At 70.3% G+C, this 24,818-nt stretch carries 23 protein-coding genes; 14 read left to right on the forward strand and 9 right to left on the reverse strand.

Annotated elements, in window-relative coordinates:
• Window positions 1-43: 43 nt before the first annotated feature.
• Window positions 44-1,408, forward strand: coding sequence for a glucose-6-phosphate dehydrogenase (locus AAEX60_RS16015; RefSeq protein WP_342104962.1), 1,365 nt, complete (start codon window positions 44-46; stop codon window positions 1,406-1,408).
• A gap of 4 nt (window positions 1,409-1,412) precedes the next feature.
• Window positions 1,413-2,381, forward strand: coding sequence for a hypothetical protein (locus tag AAEX60_RS16020; RefSeq protein ID WP_342104964.1), 969 nt, complete (start codon window positions 1,413-1,415; stop codon window positions 2,379-2,381).
• A gap of 10 nt (window positions 2,382-2,391) precedes the next feature.
• Here AAEX60_RS16020 and pth read toward each other — a convergent pair whose 3' ends face one another.
• Together pth and AAEX60_RS16030 are read right to left on the reverse strand one after the other, a co-directional pair.
• Complete coding sequence (pth, locus tag AAEX60_RS16025; protein WP_342104966.1) at window positions 2,392-2,991, reverse strand: aminoacyl-tRNA hydrolase; 600 nt, start codon at window positions 2,989-2,991, stop codon at window positions 2,392-2,394.
• Entirely contained in the window at window positions 2,988-3,620 is a 633-nt protein-coding gene (locus AAEX60_RS16030) for a 50S ribosomal protein L25/general stress protein Ctc (protein ID WP_342104968.1), read from the reverse strand. Before AAEX60_RS16030 ends, pth begins: the two co-directional genes overlap by 4 nt.
• A gap of 195 nt (window positions 3,621-3,815) precedes the next feature.
• Here AAEX60_RS16030 and AAEX60_RS16035 point away from each other — a divergent pair, with 195 nt between their 5' ends.
• From AAEX60_RS16035 to AAEX60_RS16050, 4 genes are all read left to right on the forward strand, one after another.
• Window positions 3,816-5,456 carry a DNA repair helicase XPB gene (locus AAEX60_RS16035; protein ID WP_342104970.1) on the forward strand — a complete coding sequence of 547 codons (1,641 nt, stop codon included), beginning with the start codon at window positions 3,816-3,818 and terminating at the stop codon, window positions 5,454-5,456.
• Window positions 5,457-5,647: 191 nt separating this feature from the next.
• Window positions 5,648-6,412, forward strand: a complete 765-nt coding sequence (gene aqpZ, locus AAEX60_RS16040; RefSeq protein WP_342104972.1) for an aquaporin Z — start codon at window positions 5,648-5,650, stop codon at window positions 6,410-6,412.
• A gap of 98 nt (window positions 6,413-6,510) precedes the next feature.
• Window positions 6,511-7,155: a hypothetical protein gene (locus AAEX60_RS16045; protein WP_342104974.1), complete on the forward strand. Its 645-nt coding sequence runs from the start codon at window positions 6,511-6,513 to the stop codon at window positions 7,153-7,155.
• Window positions 7,139-7,696 carry an OmpA family protein gene (locus AAEX60_RS16050; RefSeq protein WP_342104976.1) on the forward strand — a complete coding sequence of 186 codons (558 nt, stop codon included), beginning with the start codon at window positions 7,139-7,141 and terminating at the stop codon, window positions 7,694-7,696. Before AAEX60_RS16045 ends, AAEX60_RS16050 begins: the two co-directional genes overlap by 17 nt.
• Here AAEX60_RS16050 and AAEX60_RS16055 read toward each other — a convergent pair.
• Window positions 7,683-8,210: an NUDIX hydrolase gene (locus AAEX60_RS16055; RefSeq protein ID WP_342104978.1), complete on the reverse strand. Its 528-nt coding sequence runs from the start codon at window positions 8,208-8,210 to the stop codon at window positions 7,683-7,685. The genes AAEX60_RS16050 and AAEX60_RS16055 overlap by 14 nt on opposite strands.
• 135 nt (window positions 8,211-8,345) lie before the next feature.
• Here AAEX60_RS16055 and AAEX60_RS16060 point away from each other — a divergent pair, with 135 nt between their 5' ends.
• The 4 genes from AAEX60_RS16060 to AAEX60_RS16075 all read left to right on the forward strand — a co-directional run bounded on the left by AAEX60_RS16060 (window position 8,346) and on the right by AAEX60_RS16075 (window position 13,714).
• Complete coding sequence (locus AAEX60_RS16060; RefSeq protein ID WP_342104980.1) at window positions 8,346-8,915, forward strand: hypothetical protein; 570 nt, start codon at window positions 8,346-8,348, stop codon at window positions 8,913-8,915.
• 35 nt (window positions 8,916-8,950) lie between these two features.
• On the forward strand, window positions 8,951-9,505 hold the full coding sequence (locus tag AAEX60_RS16065) for an OmpA family protein (protein WP_342104982.1): 555 nt from the start codon (window positions 8,951-8,953) through the stop codon (window positions 9,503-9,505).
• A gap of 127 nt (window positions 9,506-9,632) precedes the next feature.
• On the forward strand, window positions 9,633-11,666 hold the full coding sequence (locus tag AAEX60_RS16070) for a HelD family protein (RefSeq protein WP_342104984.1): 2,034 nt from the start codon (window positions 9,633-9,635) through the stop codon (window positions 11,664-11,666).
• 176 nt (window positions 11,667-11,842) lie between these two features.
• Entirely contained in the window at window positions 11,843-13,714 is a 1,872-nt protein-coding gene (locus tag AAEX60_RS16075; RefSeq protein WP_342104986.1) for an FG-GAP-like repeat-containing protein, read from the forward strand.
• 14 nt (window positions 13,715-13,728) lie between these two features.
• Here AAEX60_RS16075 and AAEX60_RS16080 read toward each other — a convergent pair whose 3' ends face one another.
• The gene (locus AAEX60_RS16080; RefSeq protein ID WP_342104988.1) at window positions 13,729-14,136 is read right to left on the reverse strand and encodes a GtrA family protein; all 408 of its coding nucleotides are present in this window, start codon (window positions 14,134-14,136) and stop codon (window positions 13,729-13,731) included.
• Window positions 14,129-15,082: a glycosyltransferase family 2 protein gene (locus AAEX60_RS16085; RefSeq protein ID WP_342104991.1), complete on the reverse strand. Its 954-nt coding sequence runs from the start codon at window positions 15,080-15,082 to the stop codon at window positions 14,129-14,131. Before AAEX60_RS16085 ends, AAEX60_RS16080 begins: the two co-directional genes overlap by 8 nt.
• A 40-nt stretch (window positions 15,083-15,122) precedes the next feature.
• Between AAEX60_RS16085 and AAEX60_RS16090 the strand changes: the two genes are divergently transcribed.
• A complete protein-coding gene (locus AAEX60_RS16090; RefSeq protein WP_342104994.1) occupies window positions 15,123-16,709 on the forward strand; it encodes a hypothetical protein in 1,587 nt (528 codons plus the stop codon).
• Here the strand turns inward: AAEX60_RS16090 and AAEX60_RS16095 are convergent.
• Window positions 16,693-17,403: a copper homeostasis protein CutC gene (locus tag AAEX60_RS16095; protein WP_342104997.1), complete on the reverse strand. Its 711-nt coding sequence runs from the start codon at window positions 17,401-17,403 to the stop codon at window positions 16,693-16,695. The two genes, AAEX60_RS16090 and AAEX60_RS16095, sit on opposite strands and share 17 nt — an antisense overlap.
• Before the next feature lie 257 nt (window positions 17,404-17,660).
• Between AAEX60_RS16095 and AAEX60_RS16100 the strand changes: the two genes are divergently transcribed.
• Entirely contained in the window at window positions 17,661-20,177 is a 2,517-nt protein-coding gene (locus tag AAEX60_RS16100; protein WP_342104999.1) for a YfhO family protein, read from the forward strand.
• Between the two features lie 182 nt (window positions 20,178-20,359).
• Here AAEX60_RS16100 and groL read toward each other — a convergent pair whose 3' ends face one another.
• Window positions 20,360-21,985, reverse strand: coding sequence for a chaperonin GroEL (gene groL / locus AAEX60_RS16105; RefSeq protein WP_342105001.1), 1,626 nt, complete (start codon window positions 21,983-21,985; stop codon window positions 20,360-20,362).
• A 262-nt stretch (window positions 21,986-22,247) separates the two neighbouring features.
• Between groL and AAEX60_RS16110 the strand changes: the two genes are divergently transcribed.
• The gene (locus AAEX60_RS16110) at window positions 22,248-22,691 is read left to right on the forward strand and encodes a hypothetical protein (RefSeq protein WP_342105003.1); all 444 of its coding nucleotides are present in this window, start codon (window positions 22,248-22,250) and stop codon (window positions 22,689-22,691) included.
• A gap of 80 nt (window positions 22,692-22,771) precedes the next feature.
• On the opposite strand, the gene AAEX60_RS16115 is transcribed toward AAEX60_RS16110, so the two are convergent.
• Window positions 22,772-22,966, reverse strand: coding sequence for a CsbD family protein (locus AAEX60_RS16115; RefSeq protein WP_342105005.1), 195 nt, complete (start codon window positions 22,964-22,966; stop codon window positions 22,772-22,774).
• Window positions 22,967-23,094: 128 nt separating this feature from the next.
• Window positions 23,095-23,370 (reverse strand): DUF3263 domain-containing protein, encoded by a 276-nt coding sequence (locus AAEX60_RS16120; RefSeq protein ID WP_342105008.1) that lies wholly within the window; start codon window positions 23,368-23,370, stop codon window positions 23,095-23,097.
• A 136-nt stretch (window positions 23,371-23,506) separates the two neighbouring features.
• On the opposite strand from AAEX60_RS16120, the gene manA reads away from it, so the two are divergent.
• Complete coding sequence (manA, locus tag AAEX60_RS16125) at window positions 23,507-24,676, forward strand: mannose-6-phosphate isomerase, class I (RefSeq protein ID WP_342105010.1); 1,170 nt, start codon at window positions 23,507-23,509, stop codon at window positions 24,674-24,676.
• The last annotated feature ends 142 nt before the right edge of the window (window positions 24,677-24,818 follow it).

Raw genomic sequence — 24,818 nt, forward strand, 5'->3', positions numbered from 1 at the left:
CGAGGCCGGGGCATCAGGTTGAGTCGTCTTCTAGAGTCATCGCGTGAGTACTCCCGCAACCCTCGTGATCCTGGGCGCCTCCGGCGACCTGACCCACCGCCTGCTACTGCCCGGACTGGGCACCCTGCTGAAGCAACACTCCCGGCCGGAGCTGACCCTGGTGGGCGCCGCCATGGAGGAGATCTCCGACGAGCAGTGGAAGCAGATCGTCGCCGACGCCCTGGCCGAGGGCGGCTGCCCGCAGGGCCGGATCGGCCAGGTGCTGGCCACCACCCGCTATGTGAAGCTGGACGTCACCAGCCCCGACGAGCTCAAGACCTTGCTGGACCAGCTGCCCAGCGATCCGGTGCTCTACTTCGCCCTGCCCCCCGCGGTCACCGTCAAGGCGTGCGAGGCGCTGGCCACCATCGACTACCCGGCGACGCTGCGGCTGGCGCTTGAGAAGCCCTTCGGCCGCGACGCCGAGAGCGCGCACCAGCTGAACCAGACGCTGGCCAAGGTGGTGCCGGAGAAGCAGATCTTCCGGGTGGACCACTTCCTGGGCAAGTCCACCGTGCTGAACCTGCTGGGCCTGCGCTTTGCCAACCGGCTGTTCGAGCCGGTCTGGGATGCCAACAACATCGACCATGTGGTGATCGTCACCGACGAGACCCTGGCCCTCGAGGGCCGGGCCGGCTACTACGACAAGGCCGGCGCCCTGAAGGACATGATCCAGAGCCACCTGCTGCTGGTGATGGCGATGTTTGCCATGGAGGAGCCGGCCCGGATCGACGAGCTGGAGCTGCGTGACCTGATGGCCCATGTGTTGCGCGCCACCGAGCTGTGGAGCAATGACCCCGTCAAGGACTCGCGCCGGGCGCGCTATGTGGCCGGCCGGATCGGGGACCGGGACGTGCCCAACTACGTCGACGAGCAGGGTGTGGACCCGGCCAACAACACCGAGACGCTGGCCGAACTCACCGTGCGGATCAAGACCTCCCGGTGGGCCGGGGTGCCGATCAAGCTGCGCAGCGGCAAGGCGCTGGGCGATGGCCGCAATGGCATCACCGTGGTCTTCAAGCCCGTCGGCCACCTGCCGGAGGGCTTCAAGAACCAGCCGGTGCCCAATGTGATCAGCATCGGCATGAAGCCGGAGAACATCGCGGTGGGGATCACCACCAATGCCGAGGGCGACGTGCTGGACCTGGAGGATTCGGTGCTGTTCACCGAGCTGGGCAGCAGCGCGGTGCGGCCCTATGGCGAAATCCTGGAGGGGATCCTGGACGGCGACCCGCTGCTCAGCGTCCGCGGCGACATCGCGGAGGAGTGCTGGCGGATCCTCGGCCCGGTGATCCAGGCCTGGTCCGAGAACCGGGTGCCGATGGACGAGTACCGGGCGGGCTCCTCCGGCCCCTCTGCCTGGATGTGACCGGGTGAGGGCGGACGACGCGCGCACCCGGCGCGAATTCCTGACGGTGGCGGGCGCCGGGCTGGTGGGCGGCCTGCTGGCCGCCTGCAGCGGTGACCCCGCCACCTCCTCGACGGCCACCCCCACCCCGGTGACCCGGGTGGCAGTGCTGGACTGGGAGCGCGCGGAGGACGTGCTCAGCCTGGGGCTGCAGCCGGTGGCCGCGCCGGAGGTGGCGGCCTTCACCAAGACCCTGGCCGGGCTCAGGCTGGCCTCCGCGACGGCCGATCTGGGCACCCGGGCCGGCGGCTACCGGCTGGCGGAGCTGCGCTCGGCCCAGCCGCAACTGTTGCTGGGCACGCTCACCGTCGTGCCCGCCGCCATCCGCAAGGATCTGGAGCAGATTGCGCCCCTGCACCTGCTGGACGGCCCCTCCAACCTGCAGCCGCTGGCCCGGGCTCGGCAGAACCTGGCCCGCACCGGGGGCCTGCTCGGCCGCGGGCAGCGGGCCGATGCCCTGACCACGGCCCTGGACCATGCGGTGGGCAAGGCACGCGAAGACCTGCGGGGGCGGGTGCATCCGGGCACCTGGCTGGTGCAGTTCACCGTCGCCGGGAAGCAGGTCCAGGTACACCACCTGGGGCCGGGATCGGCCGCCGGGATGCAATTGGACCAGGTGGGGATCATCAACCCGGGCACCGACCTGGGCGACCCCCGGGGCGTGGTGGGCACCGATCTGGCGGCGCTGAAGGGCGCCGAGGTCCTGCTGGTGGTTGACGATGCCGGCTACCGGACCGCCCGGCCGCTGCTGGCCAAGGATCCGGCGTGGCGGGCGGTCCACGCGGTCCGCGCCAAGCGGGTCTGGCCGGTGCTGGCCGGCCGCTCACCCTTCGGCGGGGTCGGCACCCTGACGACGCTGGTGCAGCAGGTGGCCGCGGCGCATGCCCCCGCGAAGGAGGCCGCGGACAGCCCGTCGCCGAGCGTCAAGAAGTAGCTCCGCCGGCTCAGGAGTTGAACCGGTTCTGCGCCGCCTCCAGGCCGTCGGTGAGCAGCAGTTCGACGGCGTCGGCGGCGCGGCCCACCTCCAGTGCGACGTCGGTGCGCAGCGATGCGGGGATCTGGGCCAGCACATAGTCGGCGGGCTGCTGCCGGCCCGGCGGGCGTCCGATCCCGAACCGCACCCGGGCGAAGTCCCCGGTGGACAGGTGGCGCCGCATGCTCTTGAGGCCATTGTGGCCATTGTCGCCGCCACCCAGCTTGAGCCGCAGCTGGCCCAGGTCCAGGTCCAGCTCGTCGTGCACGGCAACCACCTGCGCGGGCGCCACCTTGTGGAAGGCGGCCAGCTTGCCGACGGCTTGGCCGGACTCGTTCATGAAGGTGCGAGGCTTGACCAGCACCACCTTGTGGGCGTCGATACCGGGGGCGCCCATTCCGGCGCGGCTGATCCGCGTCTCCGCGACGTCGGCCCGCATCTGCCGGGGGGCCGACCAGCTGGCCCGCGCGCGGCGGGCCAGCTCGTCGACCACCATGAACCCGACATTGTGCCGGGTGTTGGCGTAGCTGGGGCCGGGATTTCCCAGCCCCACCACCAGGAAGGTGGTCACTCGCCCTCGGACTCGCCCTCGGCGGCCTCGTCACCCTCGGCAGCCTCGTCACCCTCCTCGGCGTCGCCCTCGACGTCGAGCTCCTCGGCGGCATTGATGCCGACGATCAGGGTCTCGGCGGCCTCACCGTTGAAGGTCGCGCCCTCGGGCAGGGTGATGTCGGCCACGCTGATCTGGCTGCCGGCTTCCAGACCCTCGATCGAAACCTCGATCTCGGTCGGGATGTTCATGGCGGAGACCTCCAGGGCCAGGGTGGTGAGGTCCTGGTTGACGGACGTCTCGGCGGCGGCCTCGCCGGTCAGCAGGACGGGGACCTCGACCGTGACCTTCTCGCCGCGCTTGACCAGCAGCAGGTCCACGTGCTCGATGAAGCCCTTGATCGGGTCGCGCTGCACCTGCTTGGGCAGGCACAGCTGCTCCTTCTCACCGGCGATGTCCAGGCTCAGCAGCACGTTGGCGGTGCGCAGGGCCAGCAGGATCTCGTGGCCCGGCAGCGTCAGGTGCTCGGGCTCCATGCCGTGGCCGTACAGCACGGCGGGCACCTTGTCGGCGCGACGGATGCGACGGGCAGCGCCCTTGCCAAACTCGGTGCGCTTCTCGGCGAAAATCTTCAACTCATTGGTGGCCATTGGTGGTCCTCCTCAACCTTCGTCTCTGGGGTGTCCAGATCACGTAGACGCCCACGAGGGAGGAAAGAGCTTGCGCTCACACCACGTCGATAACGGACCGGATTCTTCCGGTACCCTCGCCAGGCAACCCACACAGCCTACCCGGGCCCGGCCCCAGCATCCAAAACTTGCCCGCGGGGAGGATACTTGCCTGCGATGAACACTCCCGGCCCCCTGATCGTCCAGTCCGACCGCACCCTGCTGCTGGAGGTGGACCACCCCGACGCAGCGGACTGCCGCATCCAGATCGCCCCCTTCGCGGAGCTGGAGCGCGCGCCCGAGCACGTGCACACCTATCGGCTCACCCCGCTGGGCCTGTGGAATGCCCGGGCCGCGGGGCACGACGCGGAGCAGGTGGTGGACGTGCTGCTGCGCTTCTCCCGCTATCCCGTCGCCAGCTCCCTGCTGGTGGACATCACCGAGACGATGGGCCGCTATGGCCGGCTGCGGATCGAGAAGCACCCCACCCACGGGCTGGTGCTGGTCAGCACGGACCGGGCGGTGCTGACCGAGGTGCTGCGTTCGGCCAGGATCAAGGGTCTGGTGGGGGCCCGGATCGACGACGACACGGTGACGGTGCACCCGTCGGAACGCGGCAACCTGAAGCAGCAGCTGCTCAAGCTGGGCTGGCCGGCCGAGGACCTGGCCGGCTATGTCAACGGCGAGCACCACCGGATCGAGCTGGTCACCGACGGCTGGGAGCTGCGCCCCTACCAGCACGAGGCCGCGGAATCCTTCTGGCATGGGGGTTCCGGCGTGGTGGTGCTGCCCTGCGGGGCCGGCAAGACCATCGTCGGCGCCGACGCCATGGCCCTGGCGCAGGCCACCACACTGATCCTGGTCACCAACACCGTCAGCGCCCGGCAGTGGCGCGACGAGCTGCTGCGCCGCACCAGCCTCACCGAGGACGAGATCGGCGAGTACTCCGGCAGCAAGAAGGAGGTGCGGCCGGTCACCATCGCCACCTACCAGGTGGTGACCTCCAAGCGGAAGGGGATCCATCCCCATCTGGAGCTGTTCGACGCCCGGGACTGGGGCCTGGTGATCTACGACGAGGTACACCTGCTGCCCGCGCCGGTCTTCCGGATGACCGCGGACCTGCAGGCCCGGCGCCGGCTGGGCCTGACCGCCACCCTGGTGCGGGAGGACGGCCGGGAGGGCGACGTGTTCAGCCTGATTGGCCCCAAGCGCTATGACGCGCCGTGGAAGGACCTGGAGAACCAGGGCTGGATTGCCCCCGCGGACTGCGTCGAGGTCCGGGTGACCCTCACCGACGCGGAGCGGATGGCCGTCGCCACCGCGGATCCGGACGTGCGCTACCGGCTGGCGGCCACCGCCGAGAGCAAGACCCGGGTGGTGCTGGACCTGGTGGCCCAGCACCGTGGCCAGCCCACCCTGGTGATCGGCCAGTACGTGGACCAGCTGGAGGAACTGGCCGAGGCCTTGGGCGCCGAACTGATCACCGGCGCCACCACCAACAAGCAGCGCGAGGACATCTACCACCGCTTCCGCACGGGCCAGATCGATCTGATCGTGGTCAGCAAGGTGGCCAACTTCTCCATCGACCTGCCCACCGCCGAGGTGGCCATCCAGGTCTCCGGCGCCTTCGGCTCCCGACAGGAGGAGGCGCAGCGGCTGGGCCGGCTGCTGCGCCCCAAGAACGGCCGCACCGCCCGCTTCTACGCCGTGGTCAGCCGCGACACCTCCGACGCGGAGTTCGCCCAGCACCGGCAGCGCTTCCTGGCCGAGCAGGGCTATGCCTACCGGATCATCGACGCCGAGGACATCACCGGGTGAACCGCAGGAGGCCCGGACCCGAAGTCTGGCTGAAAGTTTGCCAAGCAGAGCGGGGGCGGGCGGACGGCCGGGGAATTCTCGGTAGTGTGACGCCTGCCTGATTTCTTGACCTCAAGGAATTTCGCGGGTCACCGTCGCTCCGCGGGCAGTGTCACTCCCATCTCCCGATGGGCGGTACAAGGAGTAGTTGAATGAACGTTTCCATGAAGTCCCGGCTGGTTGCCGAGTTCCTCGGCACCCTCTGGCTGGTTTTCGGCGGCTGTGGCTCCGCCGTGCTGGCCGCCAAGGTGCTCAGCACCGACCCCACCCCCGTCAACCTGGGCATCGGCTTCGTCGGCGTCGCGCTGGCCTTCGGCCTGACCGTGATGAGCGCCGCCTATGCCTTCGGCCACCTGTCCGGCGGCCACTTCAACCCGGCCGTCACCCTGGGTCTGTTCGCCGCCAAGCGCGTCGAGGCCAAGGCCGTGCTGCCCTACATCGTCACCCAGGTGGTGGGCGGCATCGTCGGTGCCGGGATCCTCTTCCTGATCGCCTCCGGCAAGGACGGCTTCGACGCCAAGGCCTCCGGCTTCGCCTCCAATGGCTACGGCGCCCACTCGCCCGCCGGCTACTCGCTGCTGGCCTGCCTGCTGATCGAGGTGGTGCTGACTGCGATGTTCCTGTTCATCATCCTGGGCTCCACCGATGACCGAGCCCCCAAGGGCTTCGCCCCGATCGCCATCGGCCTGGGCCTGACCCTGATCCACCTGATCTCCATCCCCGTCACCAACACCTCGGTGAACCCGGCCCGTTCGCTGGCCGCCGCCGTCTTCCAGGGTGGCTGGGCGCTGGGTCAGGTCTGGCTCTTCTGGGTGGCCCCGATCCTGGGCGCCATGATTGCCGGCGCGCTGTACAAGACGCTCACCGACGAGGGTGTCTCCCGCCATGAGCAGCGTGAGGGCCGCGTCGAGGCCTGATCGCCCGCCGCACGTCCCACCCGACGGCCCGTCCCCACCAGGGGCGGGCCGTCCCGCTTCCCTGCGGTGGACCACCGCCGTGTTTGACTGCCCGCGTGATGAAGAAGACCTCCGTGGCGATTGCAGTCCTGATGGCAACGCTCCCCGTGGCAGGGTGCGCCGCCAAGGAACCGCCCAGCCCCGCAGAATCCGCGGCCGCCAGCGCGGACCAGGCCACGGCCGAGAGCGCCACTGCCCAGAACACCACCACCCAGAACACTGGCCAACCGACGGGCGAGGACAGCCCATCGGCCACCAGCACCGCCGCCGAAGACCTGGGCGACCCGGTCGGCACCAAGCAGATCACCAGCGGTGGCGTCGGTTACAAGGTGTCGATGTATCCGCTGCGACGCCAGGGCAAGGCCGTGCTGATGACCGCCGACCTGGGTTACACCAAGCTGGGCTCGAACTCGTCCGTCGACGGCCGGATCCTCACCGACAGCAGCAGCACCTGGTCCACGGTCAAGCAGGTGCCCAATGGCTTCGCCCTGATCGACCAGGCCGGGGAGAAGATGTACCTGCCGGCCCTGGCAGACCCGGACGTGGTGGAGAGTTCGCTGTGCTCGCCCACACCGCCGTCCTCGGCCCGGGTGGGCGACGTCGTGACGGTGACCTGCACCTTCGCGGGAGTCCCCGAGACAGAGAGCATGATGAGCATCAAGACCGACAAGTTCGGGACCTTCGCCAATGTCCAGATCAAGTGACGCCCGGGCCGCGGTACTGGTGCTCGGCCTGCTGACCCTGGCCGGCCCCGGCCTGCTGGCCGCCCCCGCGGTGGCCGACGAGACCCCGCCGCCCACCGCGCACCCCCGGATCGTGGAACCCCACGCCCGGGTGATCGAGCTGACCACCCGCACCCAGGACGTCAAGGGCACCGCCCGGACGTCGGAGAGCAGCAAGCGGTTGGACGTCACCCTGAACAGCAATGTGCTGTTCGGCAAGGACTCCGCCGCCCTGCTCCCGGCCGCGCAGACGCGGTTGGCCGAGATCGGGGCCCAGCTCAAGGCCAAGGGCCCCGGCACGCTGACCATCACCGGCTACACCGATGACCTGGGTTCGGCCGAACACGGCCTGGCCCTGTCCAAGCAGCGGGCCGAGGCGGTGCGCACGGCCCTCGCCCCGCAGCTGTCCGGGATCACGGTGAGCGTCGCGGGCAAGGGCGAGGCCGATCCGGCCGTGCCGAACAAGGACGAGAAGTCCCGGGCCCAGAACCGGCGGGTGGAACTGCACTTCACCAGGAAGTGAGCTCGACGGGCACGGTGGACTCCTCCACCGCACCCAGGTCCCGGCAGGCCTCGCCCGCCCAGCGGGCCAGCTCCGCCGTCTCGGCCGGCCAGATCTCCAGCTCCGCCAGCTCGGACGGGCCGAACCAGCCCCAGCCACCCATCCGGGTCTGCTCCGCGGCGGTGAAGGCGGAGGTGTCGACGTCGAAGCGGCGGGCGTCCAGCAGGAAGATCTCCTCGTCCTGCACCAGGATCCGGTCCGAATAGCCGTGGGTGGCCACCCGTCGGGCAATCGGCCCGCGCAGCTCTTCCGGGTCCACCACGTACCCGGTCTCCTCGGCCAGCTCCCGTGCGGCGGCCACCCGGGTGGGCTCGTCGCCGTCCAGTCCACCGCCCGGCAGCACCCACCAGCTGCTGCCCGGCACGCCGGGGTCGGAATCGCTCATCAGCAGCACGTGTTCCCCCTCGCGGACCAGCACCCGGGCGCCACGGCGCTGTTTGCGACGACGCTCTGCCGGCGGGACTGGTGGGACCATGCCCCCAATCTAGGCAACCCTTGAGGCGGCCGCAGCCGCTGTGGCGCGGTGGGACAACAATCGGACAACATTCGGACAACACCGCAGGGCGGTTGGACGCTCGCCCACGCACCGGTCTTCGATTTGGCTGGTTGCATGAGACGCATCGCCCTGATCCCGCTTCTGGTGCTCACCGCCTGCAGCGTGCCCGACGCCTCCGGCCCTGCCACCGACTCCCAGCCAGTCACCAGTGGAGCAAGCCCGACACCCAGCGAGGCGTCCGGCCCCTCGGCGCGGGCCACACCCACCACCGACGCACCCGTCGCCACCCGGGAGGTGACCGCGCAGGGATTCCGGCTGGCCCTGGACGTCTACCCGGTGCGCCGGGAAGGGCGGACCGCAGTGCTGAACACCAGGCTGCGGGTGCTGGAGCGTCCCGCGGACGAGTTCGCCAATGCGGACACGGTGCTGTCCGGACAGGGCTTCGCCGATTCCATCCACGGCCGGGCCAATGGCTTCAGCCTGGTGGACGGACCCCGTCGGGTGGTGCTGCACCCGGCCACCGCCGATGGCTCCGAGCTGTGCCAGCCCGACTTCCACGGCGGCTGGGAGCGCGGGGATGTCTACTGGACCAGCTGCCTGTTCGGGGCTCCGGACCCCGCGGCCACCGAGCTGACCGTGCGGGCCGCCACCTTCGGCAGCTTCAACCGGGTCCCGGTCCGATGAACGCCCGGTGCGGGCGGCGGCCGGAACGGCGGTTGGTGTTGTTGCTGCTCTGGCTGCTCGCCCTGTGCTGGTGTGCCCGCAGCAGCAGCGTCAGCGTCGCCAGCCTGCCGGAGCCCACCCCGGGCAGCCGGACCTTCTACCCCACCGCCTTCCCCCGGCCCGACGCGCTGCCCACCCGGGAGATCACCGCGGTCAGCCAGGACCTGCAGGGCGTGGTCCAGCGACGGGAGGGCTCCCGACGGCTGGACCTCCGGCTGGACGCCAACCTGCTCTTCGCCAGGGACTCGGACGTGCTGTTGCCCCAGGCCAGCACCCGGTTGCGGGGGATCGGGCGGGAGCTGCGGGCCCGGCCCCCGGCCCGGGTCAGCATCACCGGGTACACCGACGACCTGGGCAGTTCCGAGCACGGCCTGGACCTCTCCCGGCGCCGCGCGGCCCGGGTGCAGGCCGCGCTGGCCGACTCCCTGGCGCGGCACCGGGTGACGGTCAGCGGGCGGGGTGAGGAGCAACCCGTGGTGCCCAACGACTCGGAGGCCAACCGGGCCCGGAACCGCCGAGTGGAGATCCGGGTGAGCGGTGGTGTGCCCTGACCGCTGGTGGCCGGGTAGGGTGGGTCGCCTGCCCCTCCACCGCTCGCCGCCCTCCCGGACGTCGCGGGCCGCCCGCCGGGTTCAGCCGTCGGGCCGGCAGAGCCACCACGTGCGCAGGAGAACAGTCGTGTCCGAAACCGTCGACGTCCTGGCCCGGGAGCGGGCCCACCTTGAGGCCGCCCACCGGGCGCTGGAGCAGATGCGCGCCCAGGCTGCGGACTGGACCACCGCCGTGGGTGGGGACGCCGTGAGCACCGCCCATCTCAAGCAGATGCTCTACCGCCGGATGGAGAGCCTGGAGAATGACCCCGAAACCCCGCTCTTCTTCGGCCGGCTGGACTATGCCCGTCGCCTGGGTGCGGAGTTCGACGAGGTGGCCCACATCGGCCGTCGGCATGTCACTGGCGAGGTGGGTGGAGACCCGCTGGTGATCGACTGGCGGGCGCCGATGAGCCTGCCCTTCTACCGGGCCCGGGCGGGCGAGCCGATGGGCTGCCGCCTGCGCCGGCGCTTCGGCTTCCAGCACGGGCAGATGACCGCCTTCGAGGACGAGGACCTGGCCACCGGCTCAGGAACCGACGGCGCTTCGGCCCTGCTGGAGGCGGAGATCGAACGCCCCCGCACGGGGCCGATGCGGGACATCGTCGCCACCATCCAGCCGGACCAGGACGTGCTGGTCCGCACGGATCTGGCCACCTCGCTGGCCATCCAGGGCGCCCCGGGCACCGGGAAGACCGCCGTCGGGCTCCACCGGGCCGCCTACCTGCTCTACGCCTATCGGGACACGCTGAGCCGGCAGGGGGTGCTGGTGATCGGCCCCAATGCCAACTTCCTGCGCTACATCGGCGACGTGCTGCCCGCGCTGGGGGAGATCGACGCCCGGCAGGAGACCATCGAGAGCCTCACCGCCCAGGCCACCGGGCTGACCGTCAAGGCCGTCGACTCCCCGGAGCGCGGCACCCTGCTGGGTGACCCACGGGTGGCGGAGCTGGCCCGACGGGCGGTCTGGGGGCATGTCAGCGAACCCCAGACCATCCTGGAAGTGCCGATGGGAATCCGCACCTGGCGGATTGCCCCCTACTACCTGACCGACGCGGTCGCCAGCCTGCGCAGCCGCGGGGTGCGTTACCTGGCCGGGCGGGAGATGCTGCCCCAAAGGCTGGCCCACCAGGTGCTGCTCCGGATGGAGGTCAGCGGCGCCACCACCGATGACCGGGTGCAGAACAGGGTGGCCCGGATGAAGACCGTCAAGGACCTGGTCAACCAGATCTGGCCGGCTCTGACCGTGCCGAAACTCACCCACCGGCTGCTCACCGACGCCGACTTCCTGGCCGCCTGCGCCCAGGACCTGTTCACCGTCGAGGAACAGGAGTTGCTGCTGGCGCCCAGGCGGACCAAGGCCCCCGGCTCCCACCGGTGGAGCGCCGCGGAGATCGTGCTGGCCGACGAGGTTGCGGACCTGCTGAACCGCACCCCCAGCCTGGGCCATGTGATCATCGACGAGGCCCAGGACCTGTCCGCCATGCAGTTGCGGGCGGCCGGGCGGCGGGCCAGCACCGGGTCGGTCACCCTGCTGGGGGACCTGGCCCAGGCCACCACCCCCTGGGCCAGCCGGTCCTGGCGGGACTCCCTGACCCATCTGGGCCATCCGGAGGCCACCATCAGCGAGCTCACCGAGGGTTTCCGGGTGCCCGGCGAGGTGATCGACTATGCCGCCCGGTTGCTGCCCCGGATCGCGCCCCAGCTGGCGCGGCCCACCTCCATCCGGCACAACCGGGGTGAACTGGGCGTGCGGCGGGCCGAGGACGTCCTGGCCGCCACCCCCGTCGAGGCTGCTCGGCTGCTGGAGCGGGAGGGGACGGTGGGGCTGATCGTGGCCGACGCCGCCCTGCCCGAGCTGACGGCGGGCCTGGACCGGGCCGGCCTGGCCTGGTGCCCCATGGGCGAGGAGCGCGCCGGGGTCCGGTTGGACGTGGTGCCGGCCAGCCTGGCCAAGGGCCTGGAGTTTGACCACGTGCTGCTGGTGGAACCCGCCGCGCTGGTGGCCGGGGAGGCCGACGAGGTCACCGGCCTGCGGCGGCTCTATGTCTGTCTCACCCGGGCGGTCACCTCCCTGGTGGTGCTGCACCGCGAACCCTTGCCCCCGGAACTGGCCGGCTGAACCACCCAGACTCTGCCACCCGTCATATCCGTCCGTCGGCTGTGAAAGGCTGGTCCCGGATCCGCTCGACCTGCCCCTGCCAGCGCGCCGCGCAGCACCACGCCGGGTGCAACCAAATGGTCGTCGCGGGCGTATCAGTGGTAACCGAAAGCACAATGACGAACTGGAGGCAGCACATGTCCACCATGAAATCCCCAGCCGCCCGCGCGAGCCTGGCAGCCCTGCTCACCCTGACCGGCATCGGTTCCGTGCCGCTCGCCGCCCAGGCGGCCCCCGCCGGCGGCCAGCAGCAGGTGATCTGCGACGACATCGGCCTGGTGCGGGTGGAGCGCTCCGCCGGCAGCTGGCGGGTCCTGGACCAGGCCCCGCTGTCGGTGGCCGCCACCGGTCTGGCCTGCCGCGCCGCCACCACCGATGCGCAGGGCCACCTGAAGGTCAGCGGGGATCCGCTGCTGCATGTGGTGGCCGACACCGAAGCGGTGGTGGCCGCGGCGGATCGGGCGGTGGCCGAGAAGCAGGCCAAGGGCGAGCGTGGGATCACGGCCGCCGCCGTCGCGGACCCGGCCGGCTACGGCCCCGTGGTGGCCTTCCCCTTCCAGAGCCAGCTGGCCAACTATGCCGCCAGCCGTTCCGGCAGCATCGGCGTGGCCTGGCGCAAGGCCGGCAGCAGCACCATCCACAGCTACTACAAGGGCAGCAAGTCCAATGTCACCGCCAGCATCGTGAAGGTGCAGATCATGGCGACGGTGATGTACCAGGCCCAGCAGAAGGGCCGCGGCCTGACCAGCTGGGAGATCTCCCAGATGATCCCGATGATCAAGCAGTCGGACAACACCGCCGCCACCAACCTGTACCAGCACGTGGGTGGCCGCACCGCGGTGCAGTCGGTGATCAACCGGATGGGCCTGCGCGAGACCACGCTGGGCCCCGGCGGCTACTGGGGCCTGACCGTGACCACCGCGCCGGACCAGGTGGTGCTGGTGGACCACTTCTCCCGCAAGAACCCGGTGCTGAACGATTCGATGCGCAGCTACGGTCTCTCGCTGATGCGTGGCGCCTCCTCCTGGGGCGTCAACCAGGGCCCGGGCACGGACATCGCCGTGAAGAATGGCTGGCTGCCGCGCACCGACGGCTGGCACGTGAACTCGGTGGGCTACAACCACCACGCCCCGGCCTACACCGCCGCGGTGCTCACCCATTCGGCCTCCGGCAGCCTGGAGACCCAGAAGGCCACCATCGCGGGCATCTCCCAGATCATCTGGAAGAACCGCAATGCCTCCTCCACCCCGACCCCCACTCCCGTCCCCCTGGTCCGGGGTGACTGGACCAAGGACGGCCGGACCGACCTGCTCGGGATCAAGAACGGGGTGATGTACCGGTTCACCGCGGGCAGCGACCGCAAGCTGGGCGCCGCGGTGCAGATCGGCCAGGGCTGGGGCAAGGTGAACTGGATCGGCTCCCCGGGCGATGTCACCGGTGACCGGATCACGGACCTGCTGGCCCGGGACGCCTCCGGCAACCTGTGGCTCTACGTCGGCAATGGCAAGGGCAGCCTGAGCGCCGGCCGGCAGATTGGCCAGGGGTGGGGCAACATGACCGCGTTGAGCGCCGTCGGTGACTTCAACGCCAATGGCACCCCGGACATCCTGGCCCGCCACCGCAATGGCGACCTGTTGCGCTACTCGCTGCCGAAGACCGGCGCCGTCGCGGCCGGCCGGGTGGGCACCGGGTGGAACAAGACCGTCGCCATCTTGGGGGTCCAGGGCGTGAACTCCGACGCCCGGGCCGATGTCCTGGGCATGGGCAGCGACGGCCTGATGCGCGCCTACACCTCCACCGGCACCCGCCTGCAGGGCGGGGCCGTGGTGGGCCAGGGCTGGAAGCCCGGGATGGTGGCCTCGCCCGGCGACCTGACCGGTGACGGGATCGACGACATCGCCTACCAGTCCGGCACCCGGCTGCTCACCTACCCGGTGAAGCGGGGCGGCAGCATCTCCGCCGGCCTCGCCAATGGCGGCACGGCGAGCGGCTTCCAGCGGATCGGCTGAGCGGCCGGCCGGGTTCAGCGCACGCCACCCTGCTCCCGTCGCGGATCATTGACCCCCGTGGTCAGCACCACGGTGGTCACCGCGAAGGTGAAGGGGATCGCCAGGATCCCCATCAGCAGGGTGGCGTAGCGCTCGTCGAAACTGACGGCCTCCACCAGCAGCACCGAGCCGAGCGTGGTGAAGGTCAGGTTCACCAGGGTGGACAGCGGGAAGCCCAGGAAGCGACGCCAGGTGGGGCGCACCCGGTAGGTGAACCAGCAGTTCAGGAAGAAGCTGAACACCACCGAGAGCGCCCAGGCGATCAGGTGCGCGGCCAGGTAGGGCAGCAGGAGCAGGAAGAGCCGGTAGCACAGGTAGTAGACGGCCGTGTTGGCGACGCCGACCAGACCGAAGCGGACCAGCCGCCGCAGGGTCTCAGCCATCACCCGCGGGCCGCCCGGCCTTGCTGTCCAGGGCCACCACGTAGTGCGGCCGGTGCTTCACCTCGGCATAGATCCGGCCGATGTACTCCCCCATGATCCCCAGGCTGAGCAGCTGGACGCCGCCGAAGAAGACGATCACCGCGATGGTGGTGATGTAGCCGGGCACGTCGATCCCCACCAGCATGGCGTTGACCAGCAGCCACGCCAGGTAGGCCAGGCCCAGCCCGAAGGAGGCCAACCCGGCATAGATCAACAGCCGCAGCGGCCGATGGTTGAAGGCCACCACCCCGTCGATCCCGTAGTTCAGCAGGGAGGACAGGGTCCACGACGACTCCCCGACGGCCCGCCCCACCCCGGAGTACTGCAGCTCCACCACCGGGAAGCCGATCCAGGCGAACAACCCCTTGGAGAACCGGTTTGCCTCGGTCAGTTGCAGCAACGCGTCCACGGCGCGACGGCTGAGCATCCGGTAGTCGCCCACGCCGTCCTGCAGCTCCACCTCGATCAGCGAGTTGACGCAGCCGTAGTACAGCCGGGAGAGCTGCCGACGCAGCCACGGATCATGCTGCCGGGTGCGGCGGGCCACCACCTGGTCAGCCTCACCCGTCGAGATCATCTGGTACATCCGGCAGAGCAGCCGAGGCGGGTGCTGCAGGTCGGCATCCATCAGCGCCACCACCTCACCCCGGGCGGCGCGCAGGCCCGCAAGCATGGCGGCCTCCTTGCCGAAATTGCGGGAGAAGGAGATCACCCGCACGCGCGGGTCACGCTCGGACAGCCGCAGCGCCACCGCGCGGGTGGCATCCCGGGAGCCGTCGTCCACCAGCACCAGCTCGGCGTCGACGCCCAGCTCGGTGAGGGCCTGGAGGGCCTCGTCGTGCAGCCGCTCAAGGTTCCCGGCCTCATTGAAGCAGGGAACGACGATGGACAGGGCGGGGGCCGGCACCAGTCGAGTCTATCGGGTGCCCCCGGTAGGGTGTCCTTCCGTGCGCCGTGTCCTGCCTGCCCTGCCCCTGGTACTGGTGTGGACGCTGGCGGCCATCGCCTGGCAGCGGCTGTGGGTCTTCCCCACCCTGTCCAATGACGACCTGTTCTTCATGACCCGCAATGAGGTGCCGCCCACGGAGCTGACCTGGCGGTTGTGGCGGGAGAACCTCAGCCATGACCTGGCCCGACGCAATGGCCGCAGCGCCGACGCCGTCGCCCAACTGGTCTTCGCCCTGGGCCCCACCGGCACCCGGTTGGTGATGGCCGGGGTCTGCTGGGCCACCTGCCTGCTGGTCTGGCTGTGGGCGCGGCAGTTCATCCCGGCCGACGTGGCCCGCACCGCCCGGGGCCGGGTGGCCGACGCCCTGGCCGTGGCCGGCGCACTCACGCTGCCCACCGCCTGCTCCTTCTGGGACCGCTGGCTGGACTCCACCACGCTGTACTTCATGGCCGCCACCATCGGCTACCCCGGCGGCCTGGCGCTCTTCCTGGCCGCCACCCTGCCGCTGAGCCACGCCCTGCGTCGGCCGACCACCCGGCCCTGGCTGGTCTGGCTGAGCCTGCCGGTCACCGTCGTGACCGCCTACCACCACGAGATCCTGGCCCTGATGCTGGCCGGCTTCGCCGCCACCGCGCTGCTGTGCTGGCCCCGGTGTCGCTACCGCGCCAGCACCGCGGCCGCGCTGCTGCTCACGGTGGGGATCAGCCTGTACCGGCTCACCACCCCGGGGCTGCAACGTCGTCGCAAGATCACCGCCGATGTCCAACGCCAGGAGCCGCACCACCTGCAGGATGCCGTCTTTGCCCTGGCGCACTTCCAGCAGCGCCACTGGGGTTACCTGCTGCTGTTGGCCGGCGCGGTGGTCCTGGTTGGGCTGGCCGGGCTGGCCCGGGGCTCGGCCCGGCGCTGGGTCAGCCTGGCGGGAATGACCCTGACGGTGACCGCCGTGAGCCTGTGGTGCTGGCTCGGCGACCGGACGCTGGCCCAGCTGGACGCCCGCGACGTGCAGGCCTGGTTCCAGATGCCCACTGGGTGGCCGCTGGTGCTGTGCTTCGTCGGGCTGTGGTTGGGCGGGGTGCTCACCGCGCTGGCTGGGCGTCGGCCCGCGGTCGTCGACGACGGGGAGTGGCCGCTGGTGCTGGTGCTGGCCCCCGCCGCCATCGCCCCGTTGGTGCCCTTCGCCCTGCGCGGCTTTGAGAACCGCCCGCTCTTCTTCGCCTATGCCATGTTCCTGCTCACCGGGCTGTGCGCCGCGGTCTGGGTGGTGGCGACGGGCAGGCTGCGCCCGGTCTCGCTGACCGTCCAGCTGGCCGCGGTGGTGATGGCGCTGGTGGCCCTGGGCCCGGGCACCGTGTCCTGGTACCGGGCCTGGCACGGGCTGCAGGAGAACCACGCCACCGAGCTGTGGGCCACGCAGCAGTTGGAGATGGCCCGGGACCACCAGCTCTACGTCGTGGTGCTGCCCCGCACCCTGCCCCGGACCGACTATGCCAGCAACTGGCCGGGCTTCCGGGACTCGTCCCTGGGCCGGATCCGCACGCTCTACCAGCTGGAGGAGAATGTCTCGCTCAGCTGGGGCGACTGACGCCGGCCACTTCCTCGTCAACCAGTTCCCGCCAGGTCCGCACCAGCGGGGCATCCACATAGGCCTTGTACTCCCCCAGTGGACGCGCTGCCCGGCCGATGTGGAAACTACGCACCCCGGCCCGGGCCAGCCATGGCACGTGCTCGGGCTGCAGCCCGCCGCCGGCCATCACCAGCGCGGCCACCTGCGGGTCCGCCTTGCACCGGGCCAGCAGCTCGTCCAGACCGTGCTCGACGCCGCGGGCGGAACCGGCCGTCAGCACCTGGTCCAGCCTCGGCAACCGGGGCAGCACCCGCCAGGCCTTGTCCAGGTCCAGCACCTGGTCAATCGCGCGGTGGAAGGTCCACGGACAGTCCGCGGTCTGGGCCAGCGCCGCACAGACCTCAGTGTCCACCTCGTCGTAGCCGTTCAGGAAGCCGAAGACCACCCCGTCCGCGCCGGCATCCCGGTAGGCATTGACCAGGCCCTGCAACCGGACGAACTCGCCGCCGTCGGTGCCGAAGCCGGCACGCAGCCGCACCATCACCCGCAACTCCAGGCCGGTGGCGGCCCGCACCTTCTCCACCATCGCCGGCTCGGGTGACATCCCGCCGTCGTCCAGGCTGCCGAGCAGCTCGACGCGGTCGGCGCCGCCTTCCTCGGCGCGCCGGGCGTCGGCGTCGTGCAAACAGATGATCTCCAGCAGACCGGGCATGGATTCATGGTGCCACGTTCCCGCCGCCACAGGCGGGAATGCCACCGGCCACGCAGCACAGGCCCACCACCAAGCCCCTTGCCCATCTCCATCACTTCCCGGTACGCCGGGGCAGATTGGCGGCCTCGCGACAGCAGGGCACCACGATGGAAAGTACGCTGATCACCAATCGAGGCTCCCTGCTGACCACCAGCCTCGTCCCCCACGGGAGCACTCGCCTTCCAGATTTCCCAGGAGCACCCTTGCCGCCCCGACGCGTGACCACCCACACCCTCCACCGGGTGGCTCCCCCGGGGTTGGCTGCCCTGCTCGCCGGGCTCATCCATCTGGCCGTCCTGCGCAGCAGCCATCTGTGGCCGCTCGGCACGCGGTCCCGGGCAATGGGCGACTTCGGGACGCAATACCTCCCCTTCCACCACGCCCTGGCCGAACTGCTCCACGGCAACCCGATGATCGGCCCCGAGTTCAACTGGTTCAGCGGGGCCGGTGTCGGTTTCCTGCCCGACTACGTCACCTACCTGGCGAGCCCGCTCAACGTCGTGCTCGCCGTCGTCCCGGCGCGCCACGTGGACCTGGCCGTGGCCCTGCTGGTCCTGCTGAAGGTGATGTTGGCGGCCGCGGCGATGACCGGGCTGCTCACCCGCCTGACCCCCCGCAGCGCCTGGTGGCCGGCCGTATTCCTGGGCGCTGGCTATGCGAGTTCCGCCTGGGTCTTCGAGCTGGGGGTCTTCACCCCCATGTGGCTGGACGGACTGATCGGTTTCCCCCTGCTGTGCCTCGCGGCACGGTGGACCGTCGAGCGTCGCCGCCCGATAGGGGCCGCGTTCCTGGTGGCCCTGGTCTGGTGGGCCAACTTCTACAGCGCCTACATGGCCAGTCTGGGGGCCGGTCTCTTCCTGCTCACCTGGCTGGCCAGCACCGCGTCGGGTTGGCGCACCGCCCTGGGCAGCCTGGGCCGCCTCATCATGACCGGCTTCCTGGGCGTGCTGCTCGACGCCGTGCTGCTGCTGCCCACCGCGTTGGCCGTCGGGCGGGGCATCCCCTATCCCACGGCCCCGCTGGAGCCCCTGCCCCAGCAGGCCATCTGGAGCCGGATCCTGCCCTTCACCGAAGGCGTGGCGAGCACGCCGATGATCTTCACCGGCACCGTCACGGTGATCCTGGCGGCAAGCCTGGTGGTGCCCCATGGCCTCCGGCTGCGCGAATCACTCCCGTGGCCACTGGCCCTGGGCGCCATGGTGGCCAGCATGCAGGTCCCGGCCGTGGTGATGGTCTGGAACCTGTTCGACACTCCCAATGGCAATCCCTTCCGGTACTCCTTCGTCATCTGCGGCTTCATGGCCATCACCGCCATGCTGGGCCTGCAGCAGGGTTCCCTGCGCGACGCGGCCACCCGGACCGTCTCTCCGAAGCCTCTTGCCCTGGTTCCCGGAACCTGCCTCGTGCTCTGGCTCGCCGCACGGGTGGATGATGTCGGCGTCCACAACCTGTACGTCGATTCGCGGCTTGCGATGGGGTGGAGCATCTGCTTGGCCGTGGGCCTGGGAATCGTGGCCCTGCCGCACCGCTGGCCCCGGGGCGAGGCCGTCGTGGCAGGGATGCTCGCGCTGGCCTGCACAGCGGAGATGGTGGCCTGCGCGGGGTTCGTCGACGAGCATTCCCGCCGCTTCCTCGCCGTCGCCCCGTTGGAGGATGCGGTGACCGCGAAGCGTACCGAACGCGCCGCCCAGGCAACCGTGAAGGCTGGCTGGCCCACCGGCCGCGTCGGTGGTGCCCCGGCACCTGGCCAGACGTACTTGACCGCGCTCAACGAACCGCTGACCCTCAAGTACCCATCGCTGCCGTACTACAGCTCCACCATCAACGGCGACGTCGCCAAGACCCTCACCGGACTGGGGAAACCCCAGCGAGCCGGTAGGCGCATGGTGCTCGATCGCAGCGATCCGGCGCTCGACGCCCTGCTGGCCGTCACGGTGCGCGCCGCCGATCCCCAGTTCGGCCGGGTTGCGCACCAGAAGGCCTTCCCCATGGTCCGAGTCCTCGTCTCCCCCACCCCCGAGGTCGACGAGAACCCGGTAGCCCCGTTGGCCCCCGTGCTCGCCCGACGCAATGCCCTGCTGGAGTCAGCCGTCTTCGCGCCCACCCAGAGCATCGCCTTCCCGACGCCGGCGGTCCTCGGCCAGCACCCCGTGGCCGCCGGGGCAGAGATCGACATCTCGGCACGCTGCGCCCCGGGACAGACCCTGTACTTGCTGACAGAACGCGTCGACGCCACGGCGAGTTGGACCACCCCAGCCGGGGAGCGGCGTCGCATCGGTCTCCAGGACCGCCGCGTGACGCCTCTGACCGGTCTGTCATCGGGCACGATCCACCTGGGCAACATCAGGCGAGACGCCCTGATCAGCAGCAATGCTCTGGCGTGCCTCGACGACGAATCGCTGCGGCGACAGGTCAGCCAGGCCGTCGCACCACGAATCCAGATCGCGCGCTCCCGGCTCAGCGCGACCTTTCCCGAGGAGGTCACCGGCGACATCGTCGTCGCCACCGCCGCGCAGGCCGGGTGGAGCTGCCGGCTCGATGGTCGATCGACCCCGGTGACGGCACGCTCGGGACTGCTGAGGGTGCACGCCGAGGCCGCCAGCGAACTGCAGTGCCGATATCGCACGCCGGGCCTGGTGCCGGGCGCCCTGGCCAGCCTGGTCGCGCTCATCGGCATCCTGTCACGGGGCCCCAGCCCGCTGAGGAGCCAGTTCGCTGCGTCTCGTCGACGATGAGCTCGCGCCAGGTCCGAACCAGCGAGGCAGCCACCTGAGCCTGGCACTGCCCCAGCGGAGGTGGTACCCCCGCCCACGCAACACACGCCCACGCAACACAAGGGCGGTTCCCCGGGATGGGGAACCGCCCTTGCGGGTGACTTCGTGTGGTGGCCTCGGCTGGCTCGGCCACCGGGGTTGGATCAGAAGTCCATGCCACCCATGCCGCCGTCGGCGCCGCCAGGCATGGCGGGAGCCTTCTCCGGCTTGTCGGCGATCACGGCCTCGGTGGTGAGGAAGAGGGCCGCGATGGAGGCCGCATTCTGCAGGGCAGAGCGGGTCACCTTGGCCGGGTCGATGATGCCCGACTCGACCATCTTCACGTACTCACCGGTGGCGGCGTTCAGGCCCTCACCGGCGGGCAGGTTGGCCACCTTCTCCACGATCACGCCGCCCTCCAGGCCGGCGTTCAGCGCAATCTGGCGCAGCGGGGCCTGGGCGGCCTGCAGCACCATCTGGGCGCCGGTGAGCTCGTCGCCCTCCAGGCCCTCCAGCTTCACGGCCTTGGCGGCCTGCAGCAGCGCGACGCCACCGCCGGGGACGATGCCCTCCTCCACGGCAGCCTTGGCATTGCGCACGGCATCCTCGATGCGGTGCTTGCGCTCCTTCAGCTCCACCTCGGTGGCGGCACCGACCTTGATCACCGCGACGCCGCCGGCCAGCTTGGCCAGCCGCTCCTGCAGCTTCTCCCGGTCGTAGTCGGAGTCGGAGTTCTCGATCTCCTTGCGGATCTGGGAGACCCGGCCGGCAATCTGGTCGGCATCGCCGGCGCCGTCGACGATGGTGGTCTCGTCCTTGGTCACCAGCACGCTGCGGGCCTGGCCCAGCAGCTCCAGGGTGGCGGTCTCCAGGGAGAGACCGACCTCCTGGCTGATCACGGTGCCACCGGTCAGGATGGCGATGTCGGCCAGCATGGCCTTGCGCCGGTCACCGAAGCCGGGGGCCTTGACGGCCACGGACTTGAAGGTGCCGCGGATCTTGTTGACGATCAGGCCGGCCAGGGCCTCGCCGTCGGTGTCCTCGGCAACCACCAGCAGCGGGCGGCTGGACTGCATGACCTTCTCCAGCAGCGGCAGCAGGTCCTTCAGCGAGGAGACCTTGCCGTCCACCAGCAGGATGTAGGGGTTCTCCAGCTCCGCCTCCATCCGCTCGGTGTCGGTGACGAAGTAGGGGGAGATGTAGCCCTTGTCGAAGCGCATGCCCTCGGTCAGCTCGAGGTCCAGCCCGAAGGTGTTGGACTCCTCGACGGTGATCACACCCTCCTTGCCGACCTTGTCCATCGCCTCGGCGATGATCTCGCCGACGGTCGGGTCCGCGGCGGAGATCGACGCGGTGGCGGCAATCTGCTCCTTGGTCTCGACGTCGATGGCCAGGTTGCCCAGCTCCTCGCTGATGGCCTTGACGGCGGTCTCGATGCCCTTCTTCAGGCCCATCGGGTTGGCGCCGGCGGTGACATTGCGCAGGCCCTCGCGGACCATCGCCTGGGCCAGCACGGTGGCGGTGGTGGTGCCGTCGCCAGCGACGTCGTCGGTCTTCTTGGCGACCTCCTTGACCAGCTCGGCACCGATCTTCTCGAAGGGATCCTCGAGCTCGATCTCCTTGGCGATGGACACGCCGTCATTGGTGATGGTGGGGGCGCCCCACTTCTTCTCCAGCACCACATTGCGGCCCTTGGGGCCGAGGGTGACCTTGACCGCGTCGGCCAGCGTGTTCATGCCACGCTCCAGCCCGCGGCGGGCCTCGATGTTGAATTCGATCAGCTTTGCCATGGTCTTTCGGGAGTCCTCCCGCGTCGGGGGCTCACGGCCCCGGTGTTGTCAGTGTCTGGGTCTGAGGCTGCCGATGCCCGCGACGGACGGCCCCTGGGGCCTCATCCACAACCTCACGTCTGGCACTCGAACCCGTCGAGTGCCAAGTCCATGTTTAGCACTCGACACAAGAGAGTGCAAAGCCCTGTCGCTGGCCGTGGGCCGGGCGACGATCCCCGTGCCCGGCCGAAGCGTCCGACCCCGCCGCGGGCAGAATGGTGCCGTGTCCAGACCCTCACCCGGCCGGCAACCCGCCACCCGCCCGATGTTGCTCGCCCGGACTCTGGGCAACTGGCTGAACCTGTCCACCCCGCTGGGCCTCAGCCTGGCCCTGGCCGGCGGCGCCCGGGTGCGGCGCGGGCCGCGCGGCCTGTGGCTGGCCGACGGCTACCGGTGGCGCTATCCCGACGGCGGCGCCTTCACCATCGGCAACGTGATCTCCACCCACCACCCGGACATCGACGCCCTCTTCCAGCGCCGCGACGGCCTGCTGGCCCACGAGGAGAGCCATGCCTGGCAGTGGACCATGTGCGCCGGGCTGCCCTTCCTACCGCTCTACGGCGCCATGACCGCCTGGTCCCTGCTGCGGCACGGCAACCTGGCCACCGGCAACTTCTTCGAATGCCAGGCCGGGCTGGCCGATGGCGGCTACCACCGCCACTGCTGAGGCGCCCAGCAAGCCCAAGTGGACATGCAAAACGCCCGCCGCACGAGGCGACGGGCGTTCCGCGAGTCAGCGTGACCGAATCAGTTCTTCAGGTCATTGACCGCATCGTTGAGCTTGTCCTTGCCCTGCTCAACCTTCTGGCCGACATCCCCGTCGAACTTCTGGGCTGCGCCCTCGGTCTGGAGCTGCTCGTTGTCGGTGGCGTCGCCCGCGGTCTCCTTGACCTTGCCGACGGCCTGGTCCTTGGCGTTCTGAACCTTGTCTGCGAAACCCATAGGACTTCTCCTTCTTGTCGAACCCGGCAGCTCCCGGGAGGATGGATTAGACGCTAGACCCGTTGAGAGCCGGGCACCAGCGCTTCCGCCGCCAGCGAAAGCCCCGAGGCCCCCGGGCCGACGCCCCCTCAGCGCGGCAGCCGGGCGGCTGAACGCGCCCGCTGGCGCTGCTCCCGCAACCGGCGCAGGCGCTTGACCAGCAGGGGATCGTGCCGCAGGGCCGCGGGGCTGTCGATCAGCTGATTCAACAGCTGGTAGTAGCGCGGCAGGGAGAGGTCGAAGCGGGCGCGGATCTCCTGCTCCCGCATCGCGCGGCCGCCGGTCCAGTCCCGTTCGAAGTCCAGCAGGGCAGCCTGCGACTCGCTCAGGGGCGGACATTCGTCACGTTGCAGGGCTTCAGACATGCGCTCGATTCTAGGTCTGTCGGCGTGCCGCGCAGGACAGGCGCGGCGACGGGAGAACCAGGAACCTGCCAGACTGGATGGGCACTTGCGCCCCCACCACGACCCACTGAACCACCACTACGCGAAGGACCAGACGATGCAGCCGATGTCGGGAGCCATCCAGAACTACGCCTGGGGATCCGTGACCGCGATCCCGGAGACGCTGGGCTTCCCGGAGACCGGCGAGCCACAGGCCGAGTACTGGCTGGGCGCGCACGCCAGCGCCCCGTCGACGGTGGGCGATCAGAACCTGGCCGAGTTGATCGCCGACCGGCCCGGGATCGTCGGCGAGGCCAGCGTGCGGGAGTTCGGCCCCCGGTTGCCCTACCTGCTCAAGGTGCTGGCCGCCAACCGGCCGCTGTCCCTGCAGGCACACCCGTCGCGCGCCCAGGCGGAGGAGGGCTTCGCCCGGGAGAACCAGGCCGGCGTCGCCTTGGACGACCCCACCCGCAGCTACAAGGATGACTGGCCCAAGCCCGAACTGATGCTGGCGCTGACCCCCTTCGATGCCCTGTGTGGCTTCCGGGACCCGAAGCAGACCGTCGAGCTCTTCGAGGCCCTGGACATTCCCGAACTGGACCAGATGGTGGCCCCCCTGCGACTGCGCAGCGGCTCGGCCGGGCTGGCCGAGGTCTTTCTGGACGCCTTGGGCCAGAGCGACGAACGTCGGGACCTGGTCAATGCCGTCACCGCCCAGTGCGTGCGGCATGTGGGTGAGGAGGGCGCCTTCGGCGACTTCTGCCGCACCGCGGTGCTGCTGGACGAGTTCTACCCGGGCGACAGCTCGATCCTGGGCGCCCTGATGATGAACCGGTTCACCATGCAGCCCGGCGAGGGGGTCTACCTGCCCGCCGGCAACCTGCACGCCTACCTCAAGGGCACCGGAATCGAGATCATGGCCAATTCGGACAATGTGCTGCGCGGGGGGCTCACCCCCAAGCACATCGACGTCGACGCGCTGGTCTCCGTGGTGGACTTCGACGCGGCGCCCGTGGAGCTGGTGCGGGCCGTCGATGAGGCGCCGGGACTGCTGCGCTATCCCACCCCGGCGCCGGAATTCGCGCTCTGGCAGCTGGAGCTCACCCCCGGCATCCAGGTGGAGCTGCCCGCCACCGAGACCGGCCGCACCCTGCTGGTGATCGACGGGACATTGCGCGACGCCGAGGGCACCGAACTTGCCAAGGGCCAGGCCGCCTTCCTGCCCGCCGGCGAGCACTGCGTCGTCAGCGGTGAGGCGACGGCCTTCCTGGCCGCCCCCGGCCTCTGAGCCCCCGGGTCACGACCCGTTACCTTGCTGGTGACCCCGTAGGGCGGGGTTACGGTCGCCGGGCCCGGCATGACTCTGTGCCCCTGTCGTACGCATGATCCGGGGGGTGTTGTCACCGGGCCTGGTGGCGCCAGCCGACCGC

This window comes from Luteococcus sp. H101, assembly GCF_038433155.1.
Lineage (GTDB): Bacteria > Actinomycetota > Actinomycetes > Propionibacteriales > Propionibacteriaceae > Luteococcus.